Consider the following 18,360-nt stretch of genomic DNA (forward strand, 5'->3'; position numbering starts at 1 on the left):
TTATGTAATGTGCGAATGGGGAGCGTGATAGTAGAACTGGTTTTCGTGAATTTCCGCTCATGTTAGTACCCAAAACGACAGCACGAACTTTGTGTCGTTAAAATGGGGAGGAGTGCCTCCTATGTGGGATCAGCGAGCACTATGAGTTTTCCGAAGTCATCAGGTAGAGGTTGATCTTCAGGAAGCGTTGTTGATCAGTTGTCGGAACGGTGACGGTGCGACTATTGCCTTGGTAGGTGTTGGTCATGCCGAATCGGCTCCAATTGATGAGATCGGTACTGGTTTGAACATCATAGCTGGCGTGGTCAGCTAAATTATCGAGAACAAGGGTGAGTTTATCATTGATGAGCTGTGCTTGAGGAAAATCTGCTGCGCTATTGGCTTGGGTGGGGGTGAGGCCAAATGCGTAGGCGTGGAGGAGAGTGACGCCGTCACCATTCATATCTACGCTCATATCTTGATTATGGTGGTACCCAGAGTGAAGCAGCCAGACGGCAGTAGGATACAGGCCGTCATCGATCTCAACAGTAGGGACCCCATCATAGCTGGTGGTGTAGCCTGTGGTGTTATCGAAATAATAGACTGTTAGGTTATCGCTGGTGTTGGCGAAGTGCGAACCACCTGACTCGGCAATGGCATTTCCGTAAAAAATGACAGATTCAAGTTTTTTACAGTCTTCAAAGGTTTGACTACTCCAACTGCTCAGGCTGCTGGGCAGTTCCACAGTAATGAGGTTACTGCATTTATAGAACGCTCTGTAAGCGATAGTGTTGACACCTTGTGGGACAGCAAAGTTCACGAAGCTGTTGCAGTCATCGAAAGTATACTCACCGATACTGGTGAGTCCTGATGGGAAAGTGAGTTCTGAGAGCTTGTAGCAATTTTGGAAGCAGCGATTTGAGAGAGCAGTCACGAGGCTGCTCATGTTGGCGGTGGTAAGCGCTTGGCAGTCCTCAAAGGCACTATCTCCCAGAGTAGTCAGGGTGCTGGAGAAGGTGATCTCGGAAAGCCCTGTGCAGTATTCAAAAGCACTTGTGGCAAGAGTGGTGACTCCCTCAGGTATAGTGAACGCGCCATTGAGGCCTGGTGGGTAGGCGATCAAAGTGGTTCCATCGATTGAGTAGAGGATGCCGGCTTGAGTTGAGTAGCGTGTGTTACCAGCTTTGATTTGGATGTTTGTAAGCCCTGTGCAGCGGTAGATATGGTTGGCTCTAAATTCTTCGAGAGAATTGGGAATCGTGAGACTCAGCAAGTTCTCACAGCCGTAGAAGACTGCATCTTCCATCACTTCGAGCCCTTCAGGTAATTCAAGATTCACAAGTGCGTAGCATTCGATGAAGGCCTCTTCGTCGATAGTTTTGAGACCGGTAGAGAAGTTGATTGTGGCTAATTTATAGCATTCGCCAAACGTATAGACGCCGATGTATTCCAGAGTGCTAGGGAAGGTGACCTCAAGGAGTTCTTCACAATAGGCATAGGCTTCTTCTTCGAGCGAAGTGACTCCGTGTGGAATGCTTACAGAGGTGAGGGCCATACAGGATTCAAAAGCACTATCGCCAATGGAAGTTAAGCCTGTAGGGAGCGCAAAGTTCTGGAGTGAGCGACAGTATTTGAAGCACGAGTCGGGGATCGTGCTGATGTTGTTGGGGAGTGAAGCTGAGACGAGCTTGTCACAGCTTTCAAAGCTACTATTTCCAAGAGTCAGAGTAGACGCGAGAAAGTAAACGGCAAGTAGTTCATCGCAATCTTCAAAGGCGAAGTTGCCAATGTTGTCCAGTGTGGATGGTCCAGTGAAGGAAGTGAGAGCATCGCAATCTTGGAAACAATTTTTTCCAAGGGTCTGGATGTTTGATGGCAAGCTAAGCGTGCTCAGTTGGGAGCAATTTTGGAAGCAGTCTTGTGGGAGGGAGGTGACGAGATTATTCATATGCGCCGCAGTAAGGCCGTCACAGCCTTGGAACGCAGCGGTGCCAATTGAATTAAGGTGCTCGCAAATTGAATACTGGAGAGTTGATCACAGTTGTTGAATGCACTGTTGGCAATACTGGTGACTCCTTCAGGTATCGTGTACGCACCTGTAAGGCCTCGAGGATAGGCGATGAGTTCTGTAGCGTCGAGGTTAAAGAGCACACCGCCCGTGCTTGAAAATGTGGTGTTTCCAATTTCCACTTGGATACTAGTGAGGCTATTGCAGCCACTCAAATAGCTTGAGGTAAAAGTGGTGATAGCACTGTTGAGTGTCAAAGTCGTAATTTTGTCGCAGCCATCGAGTGCCGTGCTAGCAATCGAGGTGACAGAGAAGGGGATTGTGTAGCTCCCGGAGGTGCCTTCAGTCACATGCTCAAGGGTTGTCAGGTTGTTACTGACTATGGAGCCTCCGTTTGATGCATAAGTGGTATTATTCGGATGAATGGAGACGCTGACGAGAGCTGATGCGTTATCGAATGCTGCTGCCTCAATGTTGCTTACTGTCGATGGGAGTGAGAGGCTGGTCAGCGACTGGCAATTCAGGAATGCATAGGCTTTGATGGTTTGTAGTCCTTCATTAAGAGTGATGTTACTCAAGAGGATACAGTTTTCAAAGAGGCGGGAAGGAAGGCTGCTGACTCCCGCTGGAATTTCGATGGATTCCAAGGCTTGGCAGTAATCGAATGCATCATTCCCAATGGAAGTGAGTGAACTTGGTAGACTCACGCTAGTCATGCCATCTGCTCCGAAGAAGGCATAGGAACCAAGTTTTAGGACCCCTTCCGGAATGACCACATTATCGAGGGAATCACAGGAACGGAAGGTCGCAGTAGCGATGGTGCTGAGGCCTGTGGATAACTGAATCGTTTCCATCAAATCGCAATTAAAGAAACAGTAGGAGCCAATACTGGTGATAGTATTCGGCATGGTCATGCTTGTGATCTTATTACAGCTTTGAAAAGCCCGTGAGGCAATTTTAACGACAGGCAGGCCATCGATAGTCGCTGGAATGTCCATGGCTCCAGTGGCTGAAGTGAGGCAGTCAGTGATAGTGATGCCCGAGCCGTCGCTGGTGTAGGTAAGATCGGAGACGCTGGCAGCTTGGAGCGATGCGAGAGTGAGAGAAAGAAGTGCTGAGAGGCGAAGTGCTGTCCGAGTCATGGTGGTTCGTTGAGGTATCGATGCGGTATGTTACCGGGGGGAAGTAACGAACGGGGGGATGGCTGAGTCTCAGTTTATATGCCCATGAAAGAGGGGTTATCAATGCTAACAACTCATTGATTTATTAATGTAATATTAATGTTTAGTTGGTGGTTAGACGTCAAAAGCCCCTAGCTGAACGGATTCAACTAGGGGCCTTTGTTCGTTATGATAAATCTGTTAGGCGTGCTGTAAGCGCTTAATTAACTGGCAGTTCGATATAGCCACCAGAGTTTTTATTTTCGGGTTCTTGTGGTGTGGGGGGCGATGTTGGCGTTTCTTGAGCGACGACGGGTGGTTCGCTGGGTTCATCGTTAGGAGTTTCGCTCTCTTCTGGTGGGGGGCCAATAAGTTCGGAGAGTTGCTTGGCCCATTCTGGGGCACTGTTATGGCTGATGTTACGTTCTAGGTGGCGGATCATGCGGGAGGCTGAACCGTATTCGTCGCCAGCTTTATAGACGTCGAGCTCCATTTGCCAGATGAGTTTGGGGCGTTCGGTCTCGATAAATTTGTTATATGCGGGTGGTTTGAGATCCTTTTTCATGCCGATAGTTTTGGATTTTGGCACGGGAGCCCAATGTTCGAGCATTGCTTCTTGGTAGCTGATGCGCTCTTTCCAAGCGGAGTGGAGGGTAGAGGCTTTTTTCTTTTCGCGGAGGGTGGGGAAGACGATTTTGTCGTAGACTTGGGGGATGTTGAGGGGGGTGGTTGGCCAGTCTTTAATTTTGTAGCTACCGAAGCCATAAGCTTTGGCGAATACTGAGCTGAGCACGTCTTGTTTTAGGATGCCGTGGTGGTGGTCGAGACGCGAGGCGTCATCGAAGATGTTTTCCACCGCGCCGCGCGCTTTGGCTGAGAGCGCAGAATAGTTGGGTTCTTCGTTGCGTGAAGCTTCGAGTGTGAGCACCAGCCAATTGAGTTGGTGGCGCAGGGCAAGACGGAAGCCTGGTTCTGAGAGGCGTTCTTTTTGGGCGCGTTTCCAGTCTCTGAAGTCGCTGCTTTTTTTACCGGCCTCGATAAAGTTTACTTTTTCGTAGCAGTCGAGGTAGAGCTCCATGGCCTTGGTGCTGGAGCCGAGGGCGTTTTTGTACGCTTTGTAAGCAGTGGCCTGACGCGAGGTGAGGGTTGCTTTACTTTTGTTGATGAGGCGATCAAGCGCTTTGCTGAGTTGCTCGCGCTGGGCTTTTGTCATGCCGTCGGCGTGGGCGCCTTGGACCATGACAGCAGCTGCTGCAACTGGAATGAGTAGTTTTTTGATCATAATATAACAGGATTGGGTCTGCTTAAAAAATGCGGAGGTGTGACGCATTTTTTAAGCTGCTGCATTATTCACAAGGCAGAGGCTGATGCGAGGAAAAACGTTGAGGCGGAAGTCGGTGGAAGCCAGAAGCTAGTGTGGGGTCAGATAAGTCCTCAACATCATTGATTGATCATTGGTTGAGGAATGGCTCCTGTCAGTCACTTCTTTCATGAGGCTCGGGTCATTTTCTTATCAACTTTGTTCTTCGGCAGTCCGGAATGTCTATTCAGGACTGCCTCTAGCCTTGTTGATCAGGAAGCTTACCTTTCGCAATGATGTTCATTACTTCTCTGACAGCACACTAGGCCAATTGCTTAAGGTTGGCTCTGATGCGGTAGCCAAGGCGTTTGGGTTGAGTGCCGACCTTGCGCAGCCAGTCGATGATATCCGCTTCAAGTTCTTTACAGCTTTCGTTCCACGTGTCGGTGCGCTTGAGGATGTGGACACATTCTTCCACATGGCTGAAGTAGACGTCGATGGCACCCGTTTTCTTAAGTTCGACGAGCTCGGTTTGGAGTTCGCGGAAAAAGGCGAGTTCGTAGCCGTCGCCGGCGTCGCGTGCGGCGCGTTCGAGCGAAATGGTCACTGGTGGGGCAACAGGTTCAAGCGCATTGGCAATGGATCCGTAGCCGATGCGGCTGAGCATGTGGGAGAGCCGTTTGTAGAGGTCCTCGAGCTTGAGCATGCGGAGGGTGCATTTGTGTTCGAGGTAGTGGATGACTCCTTCGTAGACGTCATCGGTGAAGGCAAAGTCATCTTGGTGGGCGCGCTGGGCAGCCTGCTCGATGGCAGTACGAATCCACTGGGTGCTGTAGCCAGTCACTTGGTAGCGACCGACTTGGAGAACGGGGAGGTTGCCGACAATACAGATCATAGAGGAATGGGTTTAGTCTTTAAATAGGGGGCGTTGGAGGGCGTTTGTGTGGGAGCGATGCTCGAGCTTCTGGATTTCGCGAATGAATTCGCCGACATCTTCGAACTGGCGGTAGACTGAGACGTAACGCACGTAGGCCACTGGATCGATGTCATGGAGCTTGTCCATGACCTTGACGCCGATGATGTCTGAGGGGCATTCGGCAAGGTGGTCTTTGTGGAGTTCCGCGAGGATTTCCTCGACGGCGCGGTCGAGTCGGTCCATGGAGACTGGGCGCTTTTCACAGGCCTTGACCAAACCGCGGAGGAGTTTTTCGCGGTTGAGTGTCTGGCGTGTGCCGTCGCGTTTCACGACGCGTAGTTCAGTGCGCTCAATTTGCTCATAGGTGGTATAGCGGTAGTTACACTGCAGGCACTCGCGACGGCGACGCGTGGTCGTGCCGTCCTTCGACATCCTTGAGTCGATGACTTTATCTTCGAGTGATCCACATTGAATACAGCGCATAAATTCCCTGAGTTGTCGTCGGGTATGAGGAGCATTACGGAGGAAGTCTATAGTAAAATTGACGAAAAAAATCACGCTTGCTACATAGTTAAGTCGTCTAAAGTAAAAGTTTTAAAAGCTGGGAGTAGTCCACGACTTGTTCACAAAAATGGGTGGTATTTTGTAAAATGTTCGGTCTTGGCAAAAGTGGCGGGAGGTGCATAGTGCCGCAGCGATGAGCGATCAGCCGACCAAACTAATTGAGAAACCTGAACCAGTTTCCCTCCGTCAAGATTTGATGGTGTTGACTAAGGTGCGATTGAACGTGTTTGTATTGATCACGACCTTGTTTGGATTTTTATTGGCATCGAAGTCTCAGGCGGGCGGTTTTACTTGGGGGATGATTGATTGGTGGTTGTTGTTCCACACTTTGTTAGGTACGGCAGCTGCGGCATTTGGATCGGCGGCATTCAATCAGTTGATGGAGATCGAGCAGGACCGCAAGATGGGGAGGACAAGCAATCGACCTTTACCATCGGAGCGGATGAGTGTGACTTCGGCTTTTGTGATTGGTTGGGGACTTTCCGCCTTTGGGGTGATTCATTTAGGCAATATGGTGAATGCAGAGTCGGCGTATATCGCTGCGGCAACCATTGGGATTTACGTTTTTGCATACACTCCGATGAAGCGGCAGCATTCTGCGAATACCCTAGTGGGGGCGATTCCTGGGGCGACACCACCGATGATTGGTTGGGCTGCGGCAGGTGGCGATTGGTATGCCTGGGAGTCGTGGTACTTGTTTGCTTTGTTATTTTTATGGCAGCTCCCTCATTTTGTGGCGATCAATTGGTTTTGCCGTGAGCAATACGAGGAAGCGGGCTACAAGATGTGGTCGAATGGTGATGTGAGTGGGAAGAAGACAGCTCGTTTGGCGTTGATTTATTCTGCAATGTTGGCGGTATTGGCACCGTTAGCGTGTTTGCCAGGGATTGAGATGGCTGGCTGGGTATATGGGATTGGTGGATTTTTGGCGGGGGCGTACATGTGTAAGTTATCGTTAGATTTTGGACGGATTGGTGACCGCAAGTCATCACGGAAACTTTTCTTTTTCACCTTACTTTATTTGCCCCTTGCGCTGGGTTTGTTGACATTCAGCTGGTATTAGCGCATTGAGCGGCTGAGCAAGAGCCATTTGATATGAATCCTACTGTATTGGAACCCGCTGAGCGCGACCCGAAGGCGATACGTCGCACTGTCATCGTTTTATTTTTATTGATGTTGGTTGGGGGGGCAGTGATTTGGTGGAAGTACACCCAACAGCAAGCGAAGGATAAGCAGGAAGAAATTGCTGGGCGCTCTCCTAGAATTAGTCGTCTGACGAAGAACTTTGCGGGAGTGTGTCAAGATGGGGAGTTTCGAGGGCTAGATGATCTGGAAGGGAAAGTTTGGGTGGTGGCGCCGATTGTACCGAATCACCCAGAGGAAAATAAGATTCAGCTGCAGAAGATGCAGGACTTGGCTGAGCATTATAAGGAACGCGATGACTTTCACCTTGTGTGTATCTCCGTGGCGAATCCCCATGAGCATGGATACGAAGAGTTAGCCAAAATAGCCGATGAGGTGGGTGCTGACATGAGTCAGTGGTGGTTCATGGCTGCCGAAGAGAAATCTGTGATCGGCTTTCTTAAGGACCATCTGAAGATGGCCCACATCAAGGAACGCAAGGGAGCTGATGCCGAGAAGTTTGGCGTGCACGACATTCCGGCGCAACTGCGCATAGTGGATCAATCACGGCGTGTGCGTGGGGAGTTTGAGCAATTCGATTTCGATTTTGCGTTGGCGCGCCAGAATGAGGTGAGGGAGCGACTGAAGACCCAGCCGACATTGCTTGATGACAAGCAGAGCAGGGAAGGGCAATTGTTGAATCTCTACCATGATATGGAAGAGATTTGGACGAAGCGCATGTACAAGGTGATTGATTATACCTTTACGGAAACGGAGACGGATCAGGATCCGAATTACGGCAGTGCTATTGTGGTAGCGCTGACGATTTTAGCATTTATTATTATTATGGGGATTCGCTTGCGCAAACACAGAAATGCGACGACAGGAGGGTAATACGACCATGAAGGATAAGACAAAAATCATATTCATTTATTCAAGCGTAGCGGTACTGGCTATTGGGCTTTTGGTGTTGTTCAACTGGATGGGGCAACAGCGCAAGAAGATGGCAGAGGAGAGCGAGAGGAAGCGCATTGAGAATCTAGCAGCTCAGGTGGAAACTGTACCGATGATGCAGGATTTAGATCATCAGTTAACACAGGATTTGCGAGGAGTGAATCAGGATGGGGAAGAAGTGGGCTTGTTTGACCTCAAGGGAAAGGCCATCGTTTTTGCTCAGTTTTACAGCCGCTGCAACATGTGTCTAGGTCACAACAAGACCATCATGCAAGAGCTGCACGAAGAGCTTAAAGACAACCCGAAGGTGCACTTTGTGACAGTGACTCTGGATCCAGAGTTTGATACGCCTGAGAAGTTGAAGCAATCCGCTGAGGTTTGGAATGCGAACAGCAAGTCATGGTGGATGCTCAATGTCCCGAAGGATGAGTTGGTGCGTTACTGTCGCGAACAGCTGTGGTATATCGACTTTAAGGAGAATGCTAACAAGACTAGTGCGTCGGATGCGATTACCCACGATATGGGCATTGCTGTGATTGATACGAACTCTAAGTTGCGCGCTAAAGAAAACCTCTTTGAGCTTTTAGCCAATGATAAGCACGACCTGTATCAAGCGAAGAAGAGTCAATTGTTAGACATGATTGATGTGGCGATTGGTGAGGCGGGAGAGGCCTCTGAATAGCAAACTTGAGATATGAGGCAACAAAGTGATGGAAGACTATAAGAGTTATTTGCAGCGCGAGCCCAATGTGGTGCTTGGAAAGAAGTTGAAAGTAGCGGCTTGGGTGCTGACCGCAGCAGTGTTGGTGCTTGTTGGCTTGATGCGACGTCCGGAGCTGCGGATTCCTTTGCCAGAAGGCTTTAGTTTTAGTTTTTTACCTCCGGTTCACGCGGTGCTGAACACGATCGTTTCCATCGCATTGGTGGTGGCGTTGTTAGGGATTAAGAAGAAGAATATTCAGCTCCATGTGCGCGCGATCAGCGTGGCGATGCTTACATCGGTGCTTTTTTTGCTGTGTTACGTAGCCTACCACTTCACGACTCCTGAGGTACTTTTTGGTGATATCAATGGCAATGGTGTGCTTGAGGATCACGAGCGTGCTGAAGTTGGGAGTTCCAGAACGGTTTATCTATTGGTGCTCGTGAGTCATATCGTGTTAGCAGGGGTGAGTTTACCATTTATTTTATTTACGTGGATCAATGGGGCGACGCATCAGTTTGCGAAGCACCGGAAGTTAGCGCGTTGGGTTTATCCGATGTGGTTATATGTCGCCGTGACGGGCCCCGTTTGCTACTTGCTGTTGAAACCCTATTACTAAAAAGTGAGAAGTTGGTAGTCGGAAGTTGCTAGTTGGCTGCATCGTCACTTAAACATATCACAACTAAATAACAAGGCATCGAGCCTGTCACTCGCTTGAATGGTCAATCGAGTCGTTGATAGAAAGTGGTGCTAAGGTACAAAAGAAAATGAAAATTGTTCGATATCAAGATGCTGAATACGCAGAGTTTGTTCAGCAATTAGACCGTCAGGCTATTCCCAGCACTGAGCTGTATGAAACTGTTGCGGGTATTGTTGATGCGGTGAAGCAGCGAGGTAATGCAGCCTTGTACGCATACACGGAACGCTTTGATAAGTTGGTGCTCGATGATTCGACACTTTTTGTGAGTGAGGAAGAGCTTGCGGAGGCGGAAGCGGTGGTAGAAGACTCCGTGAAGGAGGCGATAGCGGCATCAAAGAAGAACGTGCATGCCTTTGCTCGGCAGAGCATGCGACAAGACTGGTCCTATACGAATGCCGAGGGGGCCGAGGTTGGTGAGCGCTTTGTTCCCTATGATCGTGTGGGTGTGTACGTGCCTGGAGGTAAGGCTCCCTTGGTCTCGACAGCTTTGATGACGGCGGCGATCGGGCAGGCTGTAGGGGTGAAAGACATCTTGGCTGCGACTCCTGCAGGCGCGAATGGTAAGGTGAATCCCTCGCTTCTCTACGCACTGAAAGAGTCTGGTGCGACTCAGATCATCAAGGTGGGAGGAGCGCAAGCAGTGGCCGCGATGGCTCTCGGGACTGAAACCGTAAAGCCCGTGGAGAAGATTTTTGGTCCAGGCAATAGCTTTGTCGTAGAGGCGAAGCGTCAGCTTGTGGGGGCGGTATCTATCGACCTACTTCCAGGGCCGAGCGAGGTGCTTATCATTGCGGATGAATCCGCAAACCCTGCATTTGTGGCAGCGGATTTGTTAGCTCAGGCAGAACACGGTGGTGACAGTGTGGTGGGTTTTGCGACGACATCTGTTGAATTACTAGCTAAAGTAGAGGTCGAGATAGAACGCCAGATCCAAGCGTTGAGCCGTGCGGAGTACATTCGTAAGGTGCTGGATGATGGGACCTTTGCCTTAGTTGTTGAGAATTTGGAGGAGGCGATTCGCATCTGTAATGTGTTTGCGCCCGAGCACTTGTCATTGATTGTGGGGGATGAAAACCACTGGTTAGATCAGGTGAAGACAGCTGGGGCGATTTATGTGGGAAATTTTGCTGCAGTGGCAGTAGGTGACTTCCTTGCAGGTCCGAGCCACACTTTACCAACTGGTGGTTCAGGGAAGTCATTCTCGGGGATTCGTGCGGATCAATTCCAACGCCGCACGAGTATTGTTCGCATGGATCAAGCGAGTGTGCAGAAGTCCGAAAAATATGTGGCTGAATTTGCGCGAGTCGAGGGATTAGATGCCCATGGTGCTTCTGTGAGTATCCGAGCTAATGCCTAGGGGTGACAAGCGGGATGCTTTTCATCCTGAGGACCGACAAGCTGTCGACTTTATTTAGTTGATAGGTCAGCGATTCTTTATTTTTGGAGCTTTTGCTTGCTAGGCTGACTTAAAATACTCTTCACAGAAGGGCGTCCTCGGATTATCGAAACGGCATGGAATTTAACAATGTAACAGCGAAGGCTCTCGCAAACGTGTACTTCGATGGGAAAGTCGTTTCTCACGGGATCACTCTTGAGGACGGAACAACGAAGACCTTTGGAGTCATTTACCCGGGAAATTACCACTTTGGTACCGAAGCTGCAGAGCGAATGGAAGTGATTGCAGGGCAGTGCAAGGTAACTCTCGATGGTGCTGAGCAGGTGCAAAGCTACGCAGCTGGTAGTTATTTTGATGTGCCAGCAAACTCAGGTTTCACCATTGAGGTAGAAGGTGAGCTTGCTCAGTATATTTGTTCTTATCTTCAAGATTAAGGAATGAAAAAAGCTCAGGCGCTTGCCTGAGCTTTTTTAATAGGAAGGGAGTGAGTCGTAGCTTACTTCTGTGAGCTTAAGTTCGCGTTGATACGCAGTGACTTCTTGAGTTGAAATTCAGCCCATGCGATACGTTCTACTGCGCCATTATTAAATGGAGTGACGGTAACGAGCTCGACCGTGTAGTAGCCATCTTCCAGGGCGACAATTTCGGGCTCGGTATTGTTGAGCATGAGGACGCCATCTTGAGGCTGGATGGTGTTGAAACTCGCAGGTTCCGATCCATCGACGAGCTCGAGGTCGGAGACAACGAGGTCACCGAGGTTGTCGAGTGTGCCTTTGTAAAGGCGGATAGTGGTGACACTAGTGGGGTAAAGTTCGTTACAGACGGCGTAGATCGAAGGGACTGAGGTGTATTCAGTATTCGAGTTTAGTTCGAATGTTGTGGCGAAGTTATCGTGAGAAGCGATGATCTGAGCGGAAGGCAGAGGGAAGACACGAATCTTTTTTTCTGCAATTGTGACCCAATCTGAGGTGGATGATGGTCGTGCATAGACGACAACTTTTTCTTCTCCGCATTGGTAATACTCTGTCGATTCGCCATTCTCATTATTAGGTGAATCGAGTGAGGTAAGTGCGGTGCCAAGGCCATCGTCAGGGTCAGGGATTGTAATGGTGAGCGTGCCGTCCTTAACGATGAATACTCCGGCATCTTCCCCACTGGAGTTTTGTTTGGCTAGGCGCCAATCCGCTGGGTTCGTTGTGGAGAAAGTGTAGGATCCTACTGGGTATTCGTCGATCAAGTGTTCGACGTATACTTGTTTCATTGAGAGTGGGGCTTCAGGGTCAGCACTAATATTGGATACCGTGACAGAGGCTCCGAATCGCTGGTCAGCTCTTGTGCGTGTCTCAATGTAGGGGTCATTGGAAGTCATGCTGATGCTTGCGGTTGGGTAGGGGCCTACCACTGAGCTGCCTAGATGATATACCCGGCGCCCTGAACTCGTTTCAATGGTGGTGTAGAGGTCGAAACGGGAACCGTAGGGGCCAATAGGAAAGGCGGCTGGTGTGGAGCCATCAATGGAGCCGATACCGTCAGGGCCTTCGATATCAATTTTTGCATTTTGTGCTATTTCACCATCTGCAACAGGGGTGAGATCAGTTTGAGTAATGTAGTCTTCGGCGATTGCACTGAGCGTTGAGCCAAAGAGGTAGGCGCAGGCGCCTATGATGAATGGAGAGGTTTTCATGATGCTATTTAGGTTGAGTTTCTTTTGTGGAGCGCACGGAAATAGGGTTTTTCTTGTACTGGGCAATGATGACTCTTCCTGATTGTTGGAGAGTTTTCATTTTCTGTTCTGGAAGGGGCGCGGTGCCTCTAGCTTGCTCGAGTGTGACTTCGTGTGTCGAAAGCCAAGCGTAATTTTTACTGATAAATTTCTTCAAGGAAATGTAGTCCCCAGTGGGAGCATTCGCCACGCGTTTTTTGTGCCTCTCAGGGAGGAAGAGAATGGAGCCTTTAGGGACCAGCGTGTGGTATTTGCCTGAAACGAGTATCTCGGAATTGAGATAAGGATCAGTGACTGAAATTTTAGGTCTTTTGAATTCAGCAAATAACGGCTGCGATACAGTGATCGCAGCCGTTATGACTAAAGCTTTAAGACCTAATGAGCAGAGTGAATTGCGCATTTTAGGTGGGTCTTGTATGGTCGTATTTCTTAAGCGATTTAGGGGAGACTATTTATTGGAAGGAGCTGCGCCTCCACCCTTGGACTCGTCATCGACTGATGTGTCGTCAGTGATGCCCCATTTGTCCTGCCATTTTTGAGCAGATTTACCGGGGTTGCTGACATCGATACCGTCGGCGTTGTTGCCGTGCCCGTTATTGGTCTTGTTCTTATCACAGTTTTTGGAGACACATTCTGTGTCTTCTTCGATGGGGTCCGTTGCGCCACCTGAAGAGTCTGTGTCACCAGGTGTGATGACGTCTCCCTCGCCGGGCTCATCTGGGCCTGCACCTAGATCTGTGTATGACCATGATCCTGAATCTACTTGAATCTCAGGTGTGGTGCCAGTGTCACCTTCTTTGGTGATTCTCCAATTGATAGTGGGAACGTCACCGACTGAAGCAATGTAGTAATTCTCGGCATCCGTTTCAGTGAGGTCAAAGGGGCTGATGGAGCCAGAAGGTGTTGGGGATTGCTTGATTGCTACTCCGATGAGCTGGATGTAGGTGCCCGAGTCACCGGACATCTCAGTGTCCTGTGTGATGGTGAAGCCAACTTGTTGGTTTGAGATCACAATCGGCTCTTCTAAAGTTTCTGTGCCACCAGTAGTGGCGTAGCCGCCCTCTTCATTAGCAATGCGATCGGTGCTCCAGCTTTCATCGACGATGGTTTTACCGTTGATTGAGAGTCCCATCTTCGTGGTGCGTGAAACTTTGGCGCCAGAGTTGTTGCGGAAGTAACCGTCTTTGTCGACGCTGCCTTCCAATGGGCTACCAGCTGAAAGCTGCCATTTGTAACCGGTGATTTTGTATTGCCAGTGGGTGCCCACGCTGACGTTCTTGTTGATTTGAGAGCCAGATACGCTTCCGACGTCATTAAGTCCCGGCATAGAGTAAGAAACGTCTCCATAGGATTGCGCAATCATGCAAGCAACTACTGAGGAGGTTAATGCGATGTATTTCATGTGTCTTCTTAAGGGTTGTTGATGAAGGGGGGACTTTTCTTTAGGGAGAATTCAGGATACCTTAACTAAATCAACTGCTGAAGCACACCAAGTGGGTGTATCTATTGAGTTTTCTAGTGAGGAGCCACGTATGGCATGGAATATCTTATAGCTTAGTGTGCAGGGGTAAGGCAAGGTTAAAAGGTTAAGATGAGCGTTAGGGCTTGCGAATAAGAAAAGCTCAGGGATAGCCCTGAGCTTTTGAAAGATGAAATTAGCAGCTATTTTGAGTGTTTATTGGGTGTTCCTATTGCCGCGTACTTTGAGCTGGCTGAGTATTTGTTTGTTGCTCATTGTATTTAAGCTACTCGTGTTTTCTCTATTAACTGAAATTAATTAATTTTAATTATTTGAATTTAAGTTCGCATTGACCCGGATAGTTGGCTGGTAATTGAAGGTGATGGCATCGAGTCGGTCAATTCCGTGGACTGTGGTTTGGATGAGTTCAACAGTGTAGGTGCCTTCTCCTTCGCGAGCCGCCTTTTGCCTAATTTTACTCATGCCGACCCCTTTGTTAGATATTGAAGTTGGGGTAGATTCAGTGGTGGTACTGCGACTGACTGTGCTGTGTGCTTCAATATCGGAAGAAGTGATTTGGGATTTTTGGGATCCCTTATAGAAGAGGATGGTCCACGCTGAGGTGTTGCCGAGGTCATTGAGGCCTGGGTAGAGGTCCGTGATATTTGCTTTGATATTGTCTATTACTTGTACGGTGTCATTGTTCTCGATACCTGTGAGGTTTCCTGTTGTGAGGGGCCAGACGATGATTTTATCTGACGCGAGTTCAGTGGGCGACTCGAAGCCAAAGTCTGGCTGAGCGTAAACTGTAATAGTTTCCTCCCCCCTGAGTGTGGGGAGGTTATTCGATGGGATTTGAGTGATAACGTTGTCGAGAAGGGTGTGTTGCCCATTGCTATTGAGTTCAATCGGGTTAGGAGATTCGGATGTGGTTTCTTGGCCGTCTGCGGATGTGGCTCCAGCAGCGTATTCTGTGTAGTACTGGTAGACGTTGACCCATTTGGCTGCATCTTGGACAGTGGGGTCATTAGTGATGAGACCATCGACAGTGACTTGAACACTGAATGGGGAGCTTACCCGTGTTTTTGCTACTCCATTCGCTTTATCGAGAGCGAGTATTTCGATTTGAGCACTGGGTAGGTAGGTGGCGACGGCTTGTTTACCGTGTTCTCTCTGAACGCCATTTTCATCGATTGAGAAGAGTTCGAAGAGAGCCGATTTTTCAATTTCTTGAATTGCCTGAGCAGTACCGGAGAGACCCGTGACGTTAGCTAGAAACTTGGGGCCTGCGACGCTGCCGTCGTCGAGGGTGGTGGTTTGGGAAATAACTGGAGTAAACTCTGCCATGCAGAGAGATGAGCTGGCTAAAAGCAGCTGGGTGATGTGTTTCATTGAGTTTGCTTGTTAGAAGTTGATAGATGTAGCAATGGACTATTTTGTTTTGGTCATTTCGATGGTCCCAGGAGTGACGCTTATCGGACCTTTGTTGTGTACCGCTACAATAATTTTGCCTCGTTGTTTAACTGGTTCGAAGGTTTCGAAATCGATTTTGTCACTGCCTGATGAGTTTTTCAGGCTCACTGGGTGTGTGCTAAGCCATGCAGGGTTTTTTGTGAGGAAGGTTTGCCAATTCACAAATTTTCCATTTGGCGCTGAGACGACCTTCGACTGTAGTCGTTGGGGTACATAGAGGATGGCATTTTTTGGGACTAGCGTCCAAATGTTGCCATTACTGAGTATGTCAGATCGCTCAAGCAGACTAGGCAAGTTAACCTTCTCGTACTTTGGTTTCTTTTTATCGTGTACGGGTTGCTTGGTGGCACTATTTTTTTGGAGTGCGAGAAGTTCCTCATGGGTAGTTGCTGGAAGTTCGGAGCTGAGCAAGGTGCACGATAGGAGCGATAAGAATGACAAATTCTTAACCATAACGAAAGTTGGTTTTGTTAGGTCTTATTCGCTAGTAACGTTAGAGAACGAAACTAAGATGATGAGGTCCTGTAGGTCGTAACCTCCAGCGTTTTTGTCAGTATGTGTAAGCTCAGCGACATAGATAACGTCATAGTCACCGATGCTGATTTTACCATTGGCATCGAGGTGAGGTTTGAGGTAGTCCTCAGCTGAGGCAACGGCTTCGTTTTCTGGTTTGTTAGATGGGATGGTGTCTCCATCAGTTAGGGTGAGGACTTCATCTGAGCTTTCATGTCTGAAGTCTTTCCAACCGTTATAGTAATATGCGGCTTGGAAGCGGATTGGTTCACCTTGTTTTGCCACAGTTTGGTAGACTACTTTGCCTGGGGTGACTGCATCTTCGTTGCCGTTGTGAACGGTGACCCAAGAGTTGTCGCCAAACTTGAGTTTTCCTGCAGTGGTGTAGGAAGTGTAGCTACTACCTGAGCCACTTGTTACCCCGGTGCCGAGCACGGTGACGGTGGCTTGGAGGTCAATTTTAGGAGTGAGTTTACCATCTTCGCCAAATGTGATGATTTCTTTGAGAGTCTCTTTTACGGTGAGATCCCAGCTGATCATTGGCTTAGAGTTTTTTCGTACAAGTTTTTCAACTTGGAGGTCACCTCTTGTCACTTCTGCGACTTTTTCAGTTTTTGTGACGGTACCTGAGTTTGATTCAGCAGCTTGTGTTGAGCTGAGAGCTGACGAAGCAGCCACGACGTGGAGTAATGTCCTTACTTTCATGTTATCTCTTTCTTTTTGTAAGGGGGAGATATTTTTGTAGGGGAAACTAAGGGGTTGATGTAGTGATAGACTGAAAAAACCTTTGCTGTAAACTGAATAAATTTGCCTCGCTTCTCTGGGGTAGAGATGGAAAGTGGGCAAATCTTTGATTTTATAAGGTTTAGAGTGTGTTGCGGGTTATGGGATTTTTTTGAATATTCTTGCTCTCGGTGGAGGAGGGTGCGGTGGATTCTAACAGATTTACTAACAGGTGATGTGGAAATAAACAGAAAAAAACCTCAATGCGCGTGGCGCATTGAGGTGTTAGGATATGAGAAAGAGTATGATTAGCTAAATTTTTTGAGGGCGTTTCTCCAGATTTCGCGACTTTCTTCGATGAGTTTTACATGGTCACGGTCGGAGAGAGTGCCGTCTGCTTTAGCTTTGTCTTCTTTAGATTCGAGAGAATCGAGCTGACGGCGTAGTGAGTTGATATCGCCTGAGCTGAGTCGGTCGGTATCTTCTCCGAAGCGAATGACTTCTTCCATGTGGAATTGGAGTCGGTTCACTTTGGGGGTGATTGTGCCAGCTGGGGCTTTATCAGTCATTTTAGATCTGATGGATTGCTTCAGTTCGCTCAGTTCTTTAGAGGTTGCTTGGGCTTCAGAAGCGTCGCCACCGGCAAGGTGTTTTTGGCCGATTGTGAGGAGGGATGCGATGGCGTCGCGTGCGTCTTCTTCGCTAATACGGTCTTCGGTGACCGCGAATTGGATCGTTCTGTAGAGCTGGGCATGTTCGGCACGCAATTTGGCCTCGCTTTTTTCGTAGTAGGCACCGCCGCCAGATGTGAGACGCTGGTGTTCACGGAATTTATCAGTGAGGGCTCCAAACTCTGCTGGGTCGCCAATGAGTGCTTTGGCACGGTGGTTGTTTTTATGTTTTGGTCCGACTTTGGCACGGATTTGTGCGGAGGCCGAGGTGACAATGAGGCTGAGTGCGAGGAGGTTAACGATGGTTCTTTTCATGTTTCTTGTGTTTTTGGTATCTGGGTTATGAAACAGGGAGGGTGGAAGTTAGTTGCAAAATTCTTGAGCTTTTTGGACGAGGCCAGACTTGCTTGCTTGTGTGACTTGTGGTTTAGATCCGGGTATGGCGAAGCAAGTCACTCCCGAGCATTACACATTCAAGGTTATGTTATATCAGATCGAGCCTACGATTTGGCGAGAGGTTTCGATACCATCCACAGCTACTTTTTTTCAATTACATGAAGTGATTCAAGCTGCGATGGGGTGGGAAGATAAGCATCTTCATGAGTTTCGTCACGGTAAGGGTAAGAGACTTACCAGTGTGATTGCCTCAGTGGATGAAGACATCGTTCAGGGGGATGATTTTAGAGATGAGAATGTGACGACTCTTAGAGAACTATTTGGACGTAGGCGTTTTCCTATTCGCATGCTCTATCGCTATGATTTCAGAGAGGATTGGATCCACGAGATCGCTTTTGCGAAGAAGGTGGAGAATGATTCCTTATGCCCTGAGCTGATAGGGGGGGAGCGCAATTGTCCTCCAGAGGATGCAGGTGGGGCTCATGGCTACCAAGCGTGTGTCGACGGGGATTTAGACTGGATGGATGACAGTTATGATCCTGAGCATTTTGATGCTCAAAGTGCGCAGAAGCGCTTGAATAAGCTTAAGATAAGCTAGGGCTT

The 18,360-nt window shown here is 48.8% G+C and carries 19 protein-coding genes; 7 read left to right on the plus strand and 12 right to left on the minus strand.

What is annotated here, in order from left to right:
• Positions 1-139: 139 nt before the first annotated feature.
• From ACFSW8_RS13915 to nrdR, 5 genes are all read right to left on the minus strand, one after another.
• Positions 140-1,927, minus strand: coding sequence for a leucine-rich repeat domain-containing protein (locus tag ACFSW8_RS13915; RefSeq protein WP_377088964.1), 1,788 nt, complete (start codon positions 1,925-1,927; stop codon positions 140-142).
• On the minus strand, positions 1,924-3,129 hold the full coding sequence (locus ACFSW8_RS13920) for a leucine-rich repeat domain-containing protein (RefSeq protein WP_377088965.1): 1,206 nt from the start codon (positions 3,127-3,129) through the stop codon (positions 1,924-1,926). The genes ACFSW8_RS13915 and ACFSW8_RS13920 overlap by 4 nt, the downstream gene beginning before the upstream one ends.
• Before the next feature lie 238 nt (positions 3,130-3,367).
• A complete protein-coding gene (locus ACFSW8_RS13925) occupies positions 3,368-4,429 on the minus strand; it encodes a hypothetical protein (RefSeq protein ID WP_377088966.1) in 1,062 nt (353 codons plus the stop codon).
• 340 nt (positions 4,430-4,769) lie between these two features.
• On the minus strand, positions 4,770-5,342 hold the full coding sequence (locus ACFSW8_RS13930; protein WP_377088968.1) for a hypothetical protein: 573 nt from the start codon (positions 5,340-5,342) through the stop codon (positions 4,770-4,772).
• A 12-nt stretch (positions 5,343-5,354) separates the two neighbouring features.
• The gene (gene nrdR, locus ACFSW8_RS13935) at positions 5,355-5,846 is read right to left on the minus strand and encodes a transcriptional regulator NrdR (RefSeq protein WP_377091449.1); all 492 of its coding nucleotides are present in this window, start codon (positions 5,844-5,846) and stop codon (positions 5,355-5,357) included.
• Between the two features lie 214 nt (positions 5,847-6,060).
• On the opposite strand from nrdR, the gene cyoE reads away from it, so the two are divergent.
• The 6 genes from cyoE (at position 6,061) to ppnP (ending at position 11,233) form a co-directional block, all read left to right on the plus strand.
• Positions 6,061-6,990: a heme o synthase gene (cyoE, locus tag ACFSW8_RS13940; RefSeq protein WP_377178533.1), complete on the plus strand. Its 930-nt coding sequence runs from the start codon at positions 6,061-6,063 to the stop codon at positions 6,988-6,990.
• Between the two features lie 32 nt (positions 6,991-7,022).
• Positions 7,023-7,943, plus strand: coding sequence for a hypothetical protein (locus tag ACFSW8_RS13945; protein ID WP_377088970.1), 921 nt, complete (start codon positions 7,023-7,025; stop codon positions 7,941-7,943).
• Positions 7,944-7,950: 7 nt separating this feature from the next.
• Positions 7,951-8,685 (plus strand): SCO family protein, encoded by a 735-nt coding sequence (locus ACFSW8_RS13950; RefSeq protein WP_377178535.1) that lies wholly within the window; start codon positions 7,951-7,953, stop codon positions 8,683-8,685.
• A 28-nt stretch (positions 8,686-8,713) separates the two neighbouring features.
• Positions 8,714-9,322: a DUF420 domain-containing protein gene (locus ACFSW8_RS13955; RefSeq protein ID WP_377088972.1), complete on the plus strand. Its 609-nt coding sequence runs from the start codon at positions 8,714-8,716 to the stop codon at positions 9,320-9,322.
• Positions 9,323-9,470: 148 nt separating this feature from the next.
• A complete protein-coding gene (gene hisD, locus ACFSW8_RS13960) occupies positions 9,471-10,760 on the plus strand; it encodes a histidinol dehydrogenase (RefSeq protein ID WP_377088973.1) in 1,290 nt (429 codons plus the stop codon).
• 155 nt (positions 10,761-10,915) lie between these two features.
• Positions 10,916-11,233: a pyrimidine/purine nucleoside phosphorylase gene (ppnP, locus tag ACFSW8_RS13965; protein WP_377088974.1), complete on the plus strand. Its 318-nt coding sequence runs from the start codon at positions 10,916-10,918 to the stop codon at positions 11,231-11,233.
• Positions 11,234-11,295: 62 nt separating this feature from the next.
• Here the strand turns inward: ppnP and ACFSW8_RS13970 are convergent, their stop codons facing one another.
• From ACFSW8_RS13970 to ACFSW8_RS14000, 7 genes are all read right to left on the minus strand, one after another.
• Positions 11,296-12,483 carry a hypothetical protein gene (locus ACFSW8_RS13970; protein ID WP_377088975.1) on the minus strand — a complete coding sequence of 396 codons (1,188 nt, stop codon included), beginning with the start codon at positions 12,481-12,483 and terminating at the stop codon, positions 11,296-11,298.
• A 4-nt stretch (positions 12,484-12,487) separates the two neighbouring features.
• Entirely contained in the window at positions 12,488-12,922 is a 435-nt protein-coding gene (locus tag ACFSW8_RS13975) for a hypothetical protein (RefSeq protein ID WP_377088976.1), read from the minus strand.
• A 48-nt stretch (positions 12,923-12,970) separates the two neighbouring features.
• Positions 12,971-13,924: a hypothetical protein gene (locus ACFSW8_RS13980; RefSeq protein ID WP_377088977.1), complete on the minus strand. Its 954-nt coding sequence runs from the start codon at positions 13,922-13,924 to the stop codon at positions 12,971-12,973.
• 381 nt (positions 13,925-14,305) lie between these two features.
• Positions 14,306-15,328 carry a hypothetical protein gene (locus tag ACFSW8_RS13985; protein WP_377178537.1) on the minus strand — a complete coding sequence of 341 codons (1,023 nt, stop codon included), beginning with the start codon at positions 15,326-15,328 and terminating at the stop codon, positions 14,306-14,308.
• 84 nt (positions 15,329-15,412) lie between these two features.
• Positions 15,413-15,865: a hypothetical protein gene (locus ACFSW8_RS13990; RefSeq protein WP_377178539.1), complete on the minus strand. Its 453-nt coding sequence runs from the start codon at positions 15,863-15,865 to the stop codon at positions 15,413-15,415.
• A gap of 66 nt (positions 15,866-15,931) precedes the next feature.
• Complete coding sequence (locus ACFSW8_RS13995; RefSeq protein ID WP_377088982.1) at positions 15,932-16,672, minus strand: hypothetical protein; 741 nt, start codon at positions 16,670-16,672, stop codon at positions 15,932-15,934.
• 326 nt (positions 16,673-16,998) lie between these two features.
• Complete coding sequence (locus ACFSW8_RS14000; RefSeq protein WP_377088984.1) at positions 16,999-17,676, minus strand: hypothetical protein; 678 nt, start codon at positions 17,674-17,676, stop codon at positions 16,999-17,001.
• Positions 17,677-17,800: 124 nt separating this feature from the next.
• Between ACFSW8_RS14000 and ACFSW8_RS14005 the strand changes: the two genes are divergently transcribed.
• A complete protein-coding gene (locus ACFSW8_RS14005) occupies positions 17,801-18,355 on the plus strand; it encodes a plasmid pRiA4b ORF-3 family protein (RefSeq protein WP_377178541.1) in 555 nt (184 codons plus the stop codon).
• Positions 18,356-18,360: the final 5 nt, after the last annotated feature.

This window comes from Rubritalea tangerina (genome assembly GCF_042683245.1).
Classification (GTDB): domain Bacteria; phylum Verrucomicrobiota; class Verrucomicrobiia; order Verrucomicrobiales; family Akkermansiaceae; genus Rubritalea; species Rubritalea tangerina.

Coding starts and splice junctions, on each gene's coding strand:
- ACFSW8_RS13945 (WP_377088970.1), top strand. CDS start 7,023: ATGAATCCTACTGTATTGGAACCCGCTGAGCGCGACCCGAAGGCGATA.
- ACFSW8_RS14000 (WP_377088984.1), bottom strand. CDS start 17,676: ATGAAAAGAACCATCGTTAACCTCCTCGCACTCAGCCTCATTGTCACC.
- ppnP (WP_377088974.1), top strand. CDS start 10,916: ATGGAATTTAACAATGTAACAGCGAAGGCTCTCGCAAACGTGTACTTC.
- cyoE (WP_377178533.1), top strand. CDS start 6,061: ATGAGCGATCAGCCGACCAAACTAATTGAGAAACCTGAACCAGTTTCC.
- ACFSW8_RS14005 (WP_377178541.1), top strand. CDS start 17,801: ATGGCGAAGCAAGTCACTCCCGAGCATTACACATTCAAGGTTATGTTA.
- ACFSW8_RS13930 (WP_377088968.1), bottom strand. CDS start 5,342: ATGATCTGTATTGTCGGCAACCTCCCCGTTCTCCAAGTCGGTCGCTAC.
- ACFSW8_RS13980 (WP_377088977.1), bottom strand. CDS start 13,924: ATGAAATACATCGCATTAACCTCCTCAGTAGTTGCTTGCATGATTGCG.
- ACFSW8_RS13915 (WP_377088964.1), bottom strand. CDS start 1,927: ATGAATAATCTCGTCACCTCCCTCCCACAAGACTGCTTCCAAAATTGC.
- nrdR (WP_377091449.1), bottom strand. CDS start 5,846: ATGCGCTGTATTCAATGTGGATCACTCGAAGATAAAGTCATCGACTCA.
- ACFSW8_RS13985 (WP_377178537.1), bottom strand. CDS start 15,328: ATGGCAGAGTTTACTCCAGTTATTTCCCAAACCACCACCCTCGACGAC.
- ACFSW8_RS13950 (WP_377178535.1), top strand. CDS start 7,951: ATGAAGGATAAGACAAAAATCATATTCATTTATTCAAGCGTAGCGGTA.
- ACFSW8_RS13970 (WP_377088975.1), bottom strand. CDS start 12,483: ATGAAAACCTCTCCATTCATCATAGGCGCCTGCGCCTACCTCTTTGGC.
- ACFSW8_RS13925 (WP_377088966.1), bottom strand. CDS start 4,429: ATGATCAAAAAACTACTCATTCCAGTTGCAGCAGCTGCTGTCATGGTC.
- hisD (WP_377088973.1), top strand. CDS start 9,471: ATGAAAATTGTTCGATATCAAGATGCTGAATACGCAGAGTTTGTTCAG.
- ACFSW8_RS13920 (WP_377088965.1), bottom strand. CDS start 3,129: ATGACTCGGACAGCACTTCGCCTCTCAGCACTTCTTTCTCTCACTCTC.
- ACFSW8_RS13975 (WP_377088976.1), bottom strand. CDS start 12,922: ATGCGCAATTCACTCTGCTCATTAGGTCTTAAAGCTTTAGTCATAACG.
- ACFSW8_RS13955 (WP_377088972.1), top strand. CDS start 8,714: ATGGAAGACTATAAGAGTTATTTGCAGCGCGAGCCCAATGTGGTGCTT.
- ACFSW8_RS13995 (WP_377088982.1), bottom strand. CDS start 16,672: ATGAAAGTAAGGACATTACTCCACGTCGTGGCTGCTTCGTCAGCTCTC.